At 72.9% G+C, this 11,992-nt stretch carries 5 protein-coding genes and 1 pseudogene; all 6 read left to right on the forward strand.

Annotated elements, in window-relative coordinates; all coding sequences use genetic code 11:
• Positions 1–529 (forward strand): annotated as a pseudogene (locus PROKR_RS26845) (hypothetical protein); the annotation flags it as partial.
• Between the two features lie 7 nt (positions 530–536).
• Positions 537–2,351 carry a discoidin domain-containing protein gene (locus PROKR_RS37925; protein WP_051433407.1) on the forward strand — a complete coding sequence of 605 codons (1,815 nt, stop codon included), beginning with the start codon at positions 537–539 and terminating at the stop codon, positions 2,349–2,351.
• Between the two features lies 1 nt (position 2,352).
• Positions 2,353–6,822: an FtsK/SpoIIIE domain-containing protein gene (locus PROKR_RS26855; RefSeq protein ID WP_051433408.1), complete on the forward strand. Its 4,470-nt coding sequence runs from the start codon at positions 2,353–2,355 to the stop codon at positions 6,820–6,822.
• Positions 6,823–6,935: 113 nt separating this feature from the next.
• The gene (locus tag PROKR_RS26860) at positions 6,936–8,228 is read left to right on the forward strand and encodes a HupE/UreJ family protein (RefSeq protein ID WP_245605983.1); all 1,293 of its coding nucleotides are present in this window, start codon (positions 6,936–6,938) and stop codon (positions 8,226–8,228) included.
• A 120-nt stretch (positions 8,229–8,348) separates the two neighbouring features.
• Entirely contained in the window at positions 8,349–10,817 is a 2,469-nt protein-coding gene (locus PROKR_RS26865; RefSeq protein ID WP_245605984.1) for a purple acid phosphatase family protein, read from the forward strand.
• A gap of 354 nt (positions 10,818–11,171) precedes the next feature.
• On the forward strand, positions 11,172–11,992 hold an 821-nt coding region (locus PROKR_RS26870; RefSeq protein WP_245605985.1), incomplete at its 3' end, for a COG1470 family protein.

Below are 11,992 nucleotides of genomic sequence, written 5' to 3' on the forward strand. Positions count from 1 at the left end.
GGCGCGCCTGCAGGCCGCCCCCGCGAGCGAGGCCTCGACCGCGCGCTTCTCGCGCCTGGTCACGATCGGTGTGGCCGAGACCGGCCGCGTGCTGGTGGACTTCGCCCGCGCCCGCGGCGTCATCAGCCTGGACGGCCCCACCCGCGCGCGGCACGAGGTGCTGCGCCGCTGGCTGGGCGAGCTGACGGGCAACCCGTGGTCGAACGACCCGCGCGTGGTCATGGTCGGCAACGGCCTGCCGCAGCCGGAGCAGGTCGAGCACCTGACGGCGATCGAGCAGGTCATCCCCGAGCTGGAGGTCGGCGCCGGCGGTGTGCTCGTGCTGTCCCAGGCCCCGTCCGTGGCGCAACAGGACCTGCTCGCGGCCCGGTTCTCCGACCCGCGGTTCAGCTGGGTGGTCATCGTGCTCGGCGAGTCGACGTCGGCCAAGTGGCGCATCATGGCGGGCGACGACGGCTGGCTGCGCAGCGGGTTCCTGCCCGACGTCCGCTACACGGAGCAGACGGCGGTGCGACGGGCCGGTGAGTGAACAACCGATGAGGGCCACCCGGCTCTCCCTGGCGGCGGCTCTGGTCACCGCCCTGCTCCTCACGCTCGCCGGGCCCGCCCCGGCGCAGGCGCAGGAGGATCCCGTGCTGATCTCGCAGGGCCGGCCCGCTGTGGCGTCGTCCCTGGAGAAGCCCGAGTTCCCCGCACGCCAGGCCGTGGACGGCAACCCGAACACGCGGTGGTCGAGCGCCTTCAGCGACCCACAGTGGCTCCGGATCGACCTGGGACGGGTCACGACCGTCAACCGGGTCGAGATCGACTGGGAGGTCTCCTACGCCACGGACTACCGGATCGAGCTGTCGACCGACGGCGAGTCCTGGGAGACGCACTGGGTGGGCGCCGGTGACGGCGGCAACGACGTCATGAACATCCTCGGCGAGGCCCGGTACGTGCGCATGTACTCCGGGGCGCGCAGCGGCACGGCGGGCAACTCGATCTGGGAGATGCGCGTCTACGGCGCGCCGGAGCCCACGCCGACGCCCACCCCGACCAAGCCGAAGCCGAAGCCCCAGGTGAGCGTCACGCCCAGGGCCGTGGTCTCGCCCACGCCCACGCCCACGCCGACGCCGACCCCGGTGCCGAGCCGCAGCGGACCCCCCGGTTCGGTCCTGTACTACGTGGTGCGGGAGACGCCGGACGGCACGTTCGAGAAGCTCAACGACATCTCCGAGCGGTTCCTGGGCGACCGGGAGCGCTGGCCGGAGATCGCCGCGCTGACCGAGGGGCACCGCCAGCCCGACGGCGAGTACCTCACCGACCCGAGGACGCTGACGCCCGGCTGGGTGCTGCGGATGCCGAAGGATGCGCAGGGCAAGGGCCTGAAGTTCGGCCCGCTGCCGGGGTACGAGGGCCCGTCCCCGTCGCCGTCGGCCGCGCCCTCGCTCGAGCCGAGCCCGACGCCGACCGACGAGGTGGCCGGGACCGCTGAGCGGGCGGCCGTGGTGGTGCCGTGGCCGGTGATCCTCCCGGTCGCCGGTGGGGTACTGGTGATCGGGCTTCTGGGCCTGCTGGTCGCGTGGCTTCTGAAGCGCCGCAAGCAGGCCGAGCCGTTCGACGACAGCCTGCTGCGCACCGACACGTCGGCGGCGTGGACGGTCGATCGCGCGCTGCGGGTGCTGATGGCGGCCTGCGAGCGTGACGGCCTGGAGGTGCCCGGCACGACCGGGGTGTTCATCGAGGGCAGCTCGATGCGGCTACGCCTGACCAACCCGGCCTCGCCGGCCCCGGAGCCCTGGCAGGTGAGCGAGGACGGGCAGAGCTGGTCCGCGCCGCTGGCCAAGCTGCAGTCGGGCGCGGCGTCGGAGAGCCCGACCAACCGGTTCGCCCGCCTGGTCAACCTCGGTATGGGGGAGACGGGCCGTGTGCTGGTCGACTTCTCCGTGGCCCGCGGTGTGATCAGCCTGGACGGCCCCACCCGGGTGCGGCACGAGGTGCTGCGCCGCTGGCTGGGCGAGCTGACGGGCAACCCGTGGTCGGACGACCCGCGCGTGGTGATGGTGGGCAACGGCCTGCCGCGGCCCGAGCAGGTGGAGCACCTGTCCGGTATCGAACAGGTGCTGCCGGAGCTCGAGGTCGGCGACGGCGGCGTGCTGGTCCTCTCGCAGGCGCCGTCGACGGCGCAGCAGGACCTGCTCGCGGCCAGGTTCGCGAGCCCGGAGTTCACCTGGGTGGTGATCGTCCTGGGCCAGTCGCCGTCGGCGAAGTGGCGGTTCACCGCCGGCGACGACGGCTGGCTGCGCAGCGGGTTCCTGCCCGACGTGCGCTTCGACGAGCAGACCGCCGTGCGGCGGGGAGGCGAATGACATGCACGCTCTGATCACCGCGCGCCACGGAGCGCGCGAGACGCTCCTGTCCCTGGACCTGGACGAGCGCACCAAGGCGGCGGACCTGGCCGAGCGGCTGGCCGCCGAGCTGGGCGCTCCGCGCGGCAGCACGATGTACGTGGACGGCCGCGCCGTGCACGGGCACGGGGTGCAGGACCGGTCTGTCCATGGCATAGGCGGCACCGGCGGCGCCGGCGGTCTGAACGGCCAGCTGCGGGACGCGCTCGCCGGCAGCGCCGAGCTGCTCGTCGCCGACTCGGGGATCCGGGACGGCGCCGTCGTCACGTTCGGTGAGCCCGACGCCGGCAACGGCGTCTCGGGCGGCCCGGTCGACCTGTGCGTCACGGGCGGCACGGGCACCGGGGCCGTGGCCCGGCTCGGCGTGGGCGAGTCGATCCTCCAGGTGGGCCCGGACGGTCGCGTCCGCGTGGACGAGCCGCGCGAGGGTGGGCTGGCGGCGATCGCCGTCGTCGTCGGGCTGGACGGAGCGGTGCGGGTGCGGCGTGTACCGGACCCGCGTTCGGCCGGCCGGCAGGTGCACCTGGACCGGTCCGAGGACCCGCTGGGCGAGGACGAGGAGCCGTGGCCCGCGGGCACCCAGCTCCGGATCGGCCCGAGCGTGCTCACGGTGCAGCCGGCCACGCGGCCCGACGCCGACCTGCGGCCCGCTACCGAGCCCGGGCACCTGGACTACAACCGGCCGCCGCGGCTGCTGCCGCCGATGCCGCCCACGCACTTCCGGCTGCCGAGCGAGCCGGTGGCGCCCGCACGGAACCCGCTGCCGTGGCTCGGCATGGCGATGCCCGCGGTGCTGGGCGTCGTGATGGCGATCGTGTTCCAGTCGCCGTTCTACCTGATGTTCGCCCTGGCCTCGCCGCTGATGGGCTGGGGCAACTGGTGGATGTCCAAGCGCAACGGCACGATCACGCACAAGGAGCGCCTCAAGCTGCACGCCGAGGAGCGGGCGGCGCTGGAGGAGGAGGTCCTGGAGGCGGTGCGTCGCGAGCAGCACCGGCGCCGGGTCTCCAGCCCGGGCGCCGCCGAGCTGCGGCTGATCGCCACGACGCCGACCCGCCGTCTGTGGGAGCGCCGCAGCACCGACAGCGACCACCTCACGGTGCGCCTCGGGCTCGCGGACGCGACCAGCCGCGTCGAGGTCGAGGACAGCGCCGAGCCGGAGCACCGCCGCAAGACCCGCGCGACCGTGCGGTCCGTGCCGGTCACGGTGCCGCTGAAGGAGGCCGGCGTCGTCGGCCTCGCGGGTCCGGGGGACTGGCCGCGTCGTCGGGCGCGGTGGATGGTGGGCCAGCTCGGGGTGCTGCAGAGCCCTCGCGACGTGCAGGTCTACGTGCTGACCAGCTCCGAGCACGTGCAGGAGTGGGCCTGGGCGGCCTGGCTGCCGCACGTCCGCCCGGCGTTCGGGCAGGAGGCCGTCGCCCTGATCGGCACGACGACGGACACGCTGGCGGCCCGCGTCGCCGAGGTGAACTCGCTGATCACGCAGCGCCGCGCCGCGATGGAGGGCGTGAGCGGCAAGGTCATGTCGGGCCCGCAGGTCGTCGTCGTGCTCGACGGCGCCCGGCGCCTGCGCGCACTGCCCGGCGTGGTCTCGATCCTGCGGGACGGTCCCGGCGTGGGCGTGAGCGTCGTCTGCCTGGACGGCGACGAGCAGATGCTGCCGGAGGAGTGCACGGTCGTGGCGCTCGCCCGCGTGGACGGCGGCATGACGCTGCGCCGGCAGGACGCCGACGACCTGCGCACCATCCTGGTCGACGAGGTGAACGACGACTGGTACGAGCCCGTGGCGCGCGCCGTCGCGGCCGTGCACGACGTCACCGCGAGCGAGGGCGAGGGCCTGATCCCCGACTCGGCGCGCCTCGTGGAGGTGCTCGACATCGAGGAGGTCGGCGCCGACCAGATGGTCGCCCGGTGGCGGATGATCTCTTCCACCGGCAAGGGCAGCACGGCCGCCGTCGTCGGCGTCTCCCTGGACGGGCCGTTCGTGCTCGACATGGTGCGCGACGGGCCGCACGCCCTGGTGGGCGGCACCACCGGTTCCGGCAAGTCCGAGTTCCTCCAGACCGTGGTCGCCTCGCTCGCCGTGGTGAACACGCCCGAGACCATGAACTTCGTGCTCGTCGACTACAAGGGCGGCGCGGCGTTCAGCCAGTGCGAGCAGCTGCCGCACACGGTCGGCATGGTCACGGACCTCGACACGCACCTCGTGGAGCGCGCGCTCGACTCGCTGCGCGCCGAGCTCACCTTCCGGGAGCACGTGCTGGCCGCCGCCGGCGCGAAGGACCTGGAGGACTACCTCGACGCCCAGGGCCGCGGGTACGTGGGTCCCACGCTGCCGCGCCTGATGATCGTCATCGACGAGTTCGCCTCCATGGTGCGCGAGCTGCCCGACTTCGTCACCGGCCTGGTCAACATCGCCCAGCGAGGCCGCTCGCTCGGCATCCACCTGATCCTGGCCACGCAGCGCCCGTCCGGCGTCATCTCCCCGGAGATCCGCGCCAACACGAACCTGCGCATCGCCCTGCGCATGACGGACAAGAGCGAGTCCAAGGACGTCATCGACGCGAACGAGGCCGCGGAGATCGCCAAGACGCAGCCCGGCCGCGCCTACGCGCGCCTCGGGCACTCGTCCCTGGTCCCGTTCCAGTCGGCCCGCGTGGGCGGACGGCGTCTGTCGCTGTCCGACGCCGGGCAGGTCGAGGCGCCGTTCGTGGCCCGGATCCCCGTGGCCGACCTCGGCGCCCCCGCACCCGCGCGCCCGCGCGTGAAGCGGCAGGAGGACGTCGAGACCGACCTCGCTGCCCTGGTCGAGACGCTGCGCGAGACCGCACGCCTCGGCGGCTGGGCCGACCCGCGTCGGCCGTGGCTCCCCGCCCTGCCGGATCTGCTCCCGTTCGCGGACGTCGTGCAGCCGAGCGCGCAGTCCCAGTTCGCCTGGGCGGTGGAGGACTCGCCGTCCGACCAGCGCCAGGGGCCTGCCGTCATCGACCTCGACGAGTTCGGGCACCGCTACGTGGTGGGCGCCCCGGGCAGCGGCCGGTCGACGACGCTGCGCACCAGCGCGTTCGCCGCGGCCTCCGGGATGTCCGTGGCCGACCTGCACCTCTACGCGATCGACTGCGGCAACGGCGCGCTCACCGTCCTCAACGAGCTGCCGCACACCGGCGCCGTCGTGCAGCGCGGGCAGGCCGAACGTGCCAAGCGGCTGCTCACCCGGCTGCAGGCCGAGCTCGGCCGGCGTCAGCAGGTGCTCGCCGCCGGCAACTTCGCCAGCGTCACCGAGCAGCGCGAGCTCGCCGAGCCGGACACCCGCCTGCCGCGCGTGCTCGTGCTGATCGACCGGTGGGAGAGCTTCATGAGCACCTACGGCGAGGTCGACAGCGGCAAGCTCGTCGAGATCGTCCAGGAGCTGCTGCGCGACGGCGCGAGCGCCGGCATCCACCTCATGGTGGCCGGCGACCGCAGCCTGCTCTCCAGCCGGATGAGCGTGCTGACCGACGACGCGCTCGTGCTGCGCCTGACCGACCGGTTCGACTACGGCATGGTCGGCATCGACCACAAGAAGCTGCCCGAGGAGATCCAGCCCGGCCGCGCCTTCCGGTCCGGCAGCGGGATGGAGGTGCAGGTCGCGATCCTCGGCGACGACCCGGCCGGCCGCGCCCAGACCAGTGCCGCCCGCGTCATGGCGGCGGCGATCCGCGAGAGGGAGGACGTGGTGCCCGGCACCGGGCCGTTCCGCGTGGACGACCTGCCGTCCACGATCACTGTCGATGCCGCCTACCAGTACGTCGGCCCCGAGGCCGCGCAGCCGATGTGGGCGCTGCTCGGCGTCGGCGGCGACGACCTCACCGCGTTCGGCATGGACCTGGCCGGTGACGCGCCCGCGTTCCTGGTGGGCGGCCCGGCCAAGTCGGGCCGGTCCACCATGCTGACCGTCATGACGGAGTCGCTGCTGCGCGGCGGCACCCAGGTGGTCATCCTCGCGCCGCGCCCCAGCATGCTGCGCGACCTCGAGGGCCGCGAGGGCGTGCGCGCCGTCCTGACCGGCACGGAGATCACCGAGGAGGATCTCAAGCCGCACCTCGACCCGGACGGCGAGCCGGTCGTGCTGGTCGTGGACGACGGCGAGCTCGTGGCCGACGCCCCCGCCAAGACCTGGCTGCGCGCCTACCTGCGCACGGCCGCGGACAACCGGCGCGGCCTGATCCTCGGCGGCGACGCCTCCGAGGTGGCCAGCGGGTTCTCCGGCTGGCAGGTCGACGTCAAGAAGAGCCGGCGGGGCGCGCTGCTCAGCCCGCAGGACCGGTTCGACGGCGATCTCGTCGGCGCGAGCCTGCCCCGCTCCGCGGTCTCTACGCAGGTCACGCCGGGCAAGGCGCTGGTGCACCTGGGGTCCGGGGAGCTGATGACGGTGCTGGTGCCGACGCTGTAGCGCGTGAGGTGACGGCGAACCGGGACCGGGTGTCTGGTCCCGGTTCGCCGTGTCCGTCTGGTGTCTGCCGGCCGTTCGCGGACCGTTCATCCCGGTGGTGGATGGTGCCGCGCGTGCGTCGCTCCCTGACTGTCGCGGCAGCCTCCACGCCGGCCGCGCTCCTCTCGTTCCTCGTCCTGCCCGCCCTCGCCGCCCCGGCAGGCGCGCACGGCTTCACCTCCACCGTCTACGCCGATGCGTCCACCCCCGAGCCCGGAGTCGTACGCACCGAGCTCGGCCTCGAGTACGACCTGCTCGTGGTCTCCGCCGCCGAGTACCAGGACGACCGCGGCTTCTTCGACGAAGGCATGGCCGTCTGGGAGACCGGCGAGGAGCCGACGGCGCTCGCGGCCCACTCCGACACGGTGCTCGGCTACGTGACCGACCGGTTCGAGGTGACGGCCGACGGCGCCGTGTGCACGCCCACGCAGGTCGGGGGTTTCGAGATCTCCGAGCGGGACGGCGTGCCGTACGCGGTGCTGGTGCTGGACCACGCGTGCTCCGTCTCCGAGCCCGGCACTGCCGGCGGGGCCGGCGAGCCCGTCGACCACGAGGTGCGCAGCACCCTCTTCGGCGACGACGAGGGCTACGTGACCGGCACGACGACGATCCTCGACTACGAGCTCGACGGCGCCACGGGCAGCGCGGCGCTCACCCAGCATACGCCGTCCTTCTCGACCGTCGAGCACTGGAACGAGCGCATGGGCCACTTCTTCGCGCTGGGCGCGGAGCACCTGCTGCTCGGTCCGGACCACCTGCTGTTCCTGCTCGCGCTCATCGTGGGCTCCCGGCGGCTGCGCGACGTGGTGCTCGCGGCGACGTCGTTCACGCTGGCGCACTCGGTGACGTTCATGCTGGCCGCCCTCGGCGTCGTCAGTGCCCCGGGTCTCGTGGTCGAGCCGGTCATCGCGCTCTCGATCGCCGTGGTGGCGGCCTGGCACGTGTGGGGGCTGCGGCGGCGGGGTGTGTGGGGTCCGCAGGGGCTGGAGGGGGCGCTGGAGCCGGCCCGTGCTCGGCTGGATCGCGCTCGGCTGGATCGTGCTGGCCTGGATCGTGCTGGGCTGGATCGTGCCGACTGGTTCCGCCTCGGTACCGTCTTCGCCTTCGGCCTGGTGCACGGCCTCGGGTTCGCCGGGGCGCTCGGCATCGACGAGCCGTTCTCCTGGACTCTGCTGTGGTCCCTCCTCGTGTTCAACGTCGGGATCGAGGTGGTGCAGCTCGGGATCATCGCCGTCGTCTTCCCGCTGCTGGTCCTGCTACGGCGCCGGGCCCCGCGCGTCGCGCTGTGGACCGGCGTCGTCGTCGCCTCCGGGGTCGCGCTGGTCGGGCTGTTCTGGTTCGTGCAGCGGCTGCTGGGCCTGGGCTGAAAGATCACCCCACGTCACGCCGCTTGTTCACCTGCCGCTCACCCCGCCGTCGGGACCGATTCGTCTGCCGGGGCAAGTGTCGGTCCGGCGCCGCTCGGCGCTCCCTTCACTGGAGGACTCATGCAAGCGAATGACCACGTCCTGGCTGCGCGTCCGCGCCGCTGGGGTCGTTCAGCCGTCGCGGCGGTGGGGCTCGTCTCCGTCGTCGCCGGTGGCCTGACGTACGCGGCGACGTCGGCGGGCGCGGCCGACCTGCCCGAGACGTTCCTGGGTGACACGACCACCTGGACGTACTCGGACGACAACACCGACCCGGCCGCGGGCGACGCCGACCGGCTCACCTGGACCTACGCCGGGTTCGACGACTCGGCCTGGAAGCGCGCCACCGGGCCGTTCGGCGCCAAGAACGGCTCGGCGACGCCGGACCTCGGCTCGGGCTTCCCCGTGACCACGGTGCTCGACCACTACGTCGACCCGACGGCGTCGATCAAGGTCGCGATCCCGACCTACCACCTGCGCACCACGTTCGACGTCACGGCCGACCAGCTCGCCGACATCGTCTCGCTGCGCGGCGACATCACGTTCGACGACGCCGTGCAGGTGTTCGTCAACGGCATCAAGGTGGCCGGCTTCGTCGACGAGCGCGTCGAGGCCGTCCCCGACGCGCAGAAGAACCTCACCTACGCCGGCGCCAGCGCCGGCAACCCGGTGAACCAGAAGTTCAGCGTGCCGGCCGACGTCCTGCAGGCCGGCGTGAACACGCTGGCCGTCGGCCTGTACAACGACCGGGCGAGCAGCTCCGACGTCTACCTCGACCTCGCGTCGCTGGTGCCCGTCGAGACGCCCGAGGAGGAGCCCACCACCACGGTGACCGACCTCGTGCTCGGCATCGGGGCGAACCAGGCGGAGCGCAACCTCGCGTGGTACTCCGACCAGGACACCGAGCAGGTGGCCCAGATCGCCCCCGCGGGCGAGGTAGTGGGCGGTGTCTTCCCGGACGACGCGATCAGCGTGGCCGCCACCGGCGGGCCGTCGTCGAGCGGTGAGTTCTACCGCCACGCGACGTTCACCGGCCTGGAGGAGAACACCGCGTACTCCTACCGGGTCGGTACGGCGGGCCGGGAGGGCGCCGAGGGCGGGGTGGGTACCGAGGGTGCCTGGTCAGCCGTGTACACGTTCCGCACGCAAGCCTTCGACGGCGACTTCGACTTCCTGTTCTTCGGCGACCCGCAGCTCGGCTCGTCGGGCAACGTGCAGCGCGACACGGAGGGCTGGGCCGACACGCTCGACGTCGCGACCGCCGCCTATCCGGACGCCGAGATGCTCTTCTCGGCCGGCGACCAGGTCGAGTCCGCGAGCAGCGAGGCGCAGTACGAGTCCTTCCTGTCGACGGACCACCTGCGTCAGATCCCGTTCGTGGCCAACAACGGCAACCACGACGTCGGCAACAAGGCGTACCGCCAGCACTTCAACACCCCGAATCTCGACGAGACGGCCGGCCCCGGCTCGGGCACCAGCTCGGGCGGCGACTACTGGTTCGTCTACAACGACGTGCTCTTCCTCAACCTCAACTCCAACAGCCGCGACTACGCGTCGCACGAGCGCTTCGTGCGCGACGTCGTGGCCGAGCACGGCGACGAGGCCAGGTGGAAGGTCGTCTCCTTCCACCACTCGATCTACTCGGTGGGCCCGCACGCCACCGACAGCGACGTGATCGACCGCCGCAACACGTGGCCCACGCTGTTCTCCGACCTCGGCATCGACCTGGTGCTCCAGGGCCACGACCACACCTACGCGCGCTCGTACCTGATCCGCAACGGCGAGAAGGCCGACCCGGCCGAGGAGGCGGGCGCCGACATCCTCACCCCGGGTCCCGGTGGCGTGCTGTACGTGACGGCCAACTCGGCGTCCGGCTCGAAGTACTACTCGGCCAACGCGGCCGGCTCCTGGTGGCTCTCCGCCTTCAACCAGGAGAACGTGCGCAACTACACGGCCGTCGAGGTGTCCGACGACGCCATCTCGGTGCGGACCATCCGCTCCGAGGCCAAGGACGCCGACCGCCCCGTGAACTCGGTCGTGGACCAGGTGACCATCGCGAAGCCTGTCGACCCGAACACGCAGAAGCTGCAGGTCGTGGTGCCCCAGGGCGCCCCGGGCGAGTTCGTCTGGAGCATCGACGGCGCCAACACGCTGGTCGACCTCGGCACCGCCGAGGCCGCCGGCGACCACTACGCCGCCGAGGGCGCGATCAACCCGATCCGGGTGACCGACACCCGCCGCGGCGGCCCGCAGTGGTCGCTCTCGGCCCAGGTGGGTGACTTCACCGCCAAGGACCAGTCGTTCTCCGGCAAGTACCTCGGCTGGACGCCCGACGTGATCGAGGCGGGCGGCGGCTCCGTCGCCGGCGCACCCGTCGCGACCGGGCTGAACGGCGGACCGGGTCTGTCGCAGTCCGCGACCCTCGGCCGCGCCGGGGCCGGCCACACCACGGGCTCGGCGCTCTTCGGCGCCGACCTCGACCTGAAGATCCCCGTCGACGTCACCGACGGGACCTACCGGGCCACGCTCACGCTGACCGCGCTGAGCTGACCCGATCCGGGCGGGCGGCGTCCTCATGAGGGGCGTCGCCCGTCCGGGCTTGTTGTCTCCCGTGGTACCCCGTCGTCCTGCACCACCGAAGGAAGCTCCATGCCCGTCATCCGCGTGAACGCACGACGTTCCGTCAGGGCCCGGTTCGCGGCCCGCGCCGCCGTCCGGACCTCCGCTGCCATCCGGATCTCTGCGGCCGTCCGGACCTCTGCGGCCCTGGCGGCCCTCGCCGTCACCCTCGGGACTGCGGTCGCCGGACCGGCTGCCGCTGTCGCCCGTGCTGCCGTTCCTGCTACCACGACTGCTGCTCCTGTCGCTCCTGCCGCGCCACCCACGGACGACGTGACCTGGGGCGTGCGTACCGCGACCAACGACCACGGGGCCGACCGGGAGAACTTCCGCTACACGGTCGACCCCGGATCGACGGTGTCCGACGAGCTCGTGGTCACCAACCACGGCGAAGGCACGCTGAGCCTCGACGTGTACGCCGCCGACGGCTACACGACGACCGCGGGCCAGCTCGACGTCCTGACGCGGGGCGACGAAGGCTCTGGTGCCGGCGAGACGGGTGCCGGCGAGACGGGCTCCGTGAACGTCGGTGCCTGGCTCGAGCCCGGCGTCGGCCAGGTGCGTCTCGAACCCGGCGAGAGTGCCGACGTCCCCTTCACCCTCCGCGTGCCCGACGACGCCATGCCCGGCGACTACGCCGGGGCGGTCCTTACCTCGCGCACCGTGACCGCCGACGAGGCGGGGCTCGACTACGAGACCCGCTCCGGCATCCGTGTGTACCTGCGGGTCGCGGGCGACCTCGAACCGAGCCTGACCGTCACCGACGCGCACGTCGAATACCACCAGACCCTCGATCTGTTCGGGTCCGGCGACGCGACCGTCACCTACACGGTCCGCAACGACGGCAACGTGCGGCTCGCCGCGAACCAGGACGTGACCGTCGCCGGGCCGTTCGGCTGGCTCGCCGCAGGCGGAGCGGGCGACGGCCTGCCGGAGCTGCTGCCCGGCGAGACCTGGCCGGTCTCCGTCCCGGTCGACGGCGTCACGCCCCTCTTCTGGATGAGCGCCGACATCGTGCTCGTCGCCCAGCTGCCCGACGTCGCCGGCGCGACCCCGGGCGTGGCGCCCGTCGAGGCGCGCGCGACGGGCTGGGCCGTGCCGTGGTT

The sequence above is a fragment of the Promicromonospora kroppenstedtii DSM 19349 genome (assembly GCF_000515355.1).
GTDB lineage: Bacteria > Actinomycetota > Actinomycetes > Actinomycetales > Cellulomonadaceae > Promicromonospora > Promicromonospora kroppenstedtii.

What these genes read in the sequence shown, in the direction of transcription:
- PROKR_RS26865 (WP_245605984.1), top strand. Translation starts at nt 8,349, where the DNA reads ATGCAAGCGAATGACCACGTCCTGGCTGCGCGTCCGCGCCGCTGGGGT.
- PROKR_RS26855 (WP_051433408.1), top strand. Translation starts at nt 2,353, where the DNA reads ATGCACGCTCTGATCACCGCGCGCCACGGAGCGCGCGAGACGCTCCTG.
- PROKR_RS37925 (WP_051433407.1), top strand. Translation starts at nt 537, where the DNA reads ATGAGGGCCACCCGGCTCTCCCTGGCGGCGGCTCTGGTCACCGCCCTG.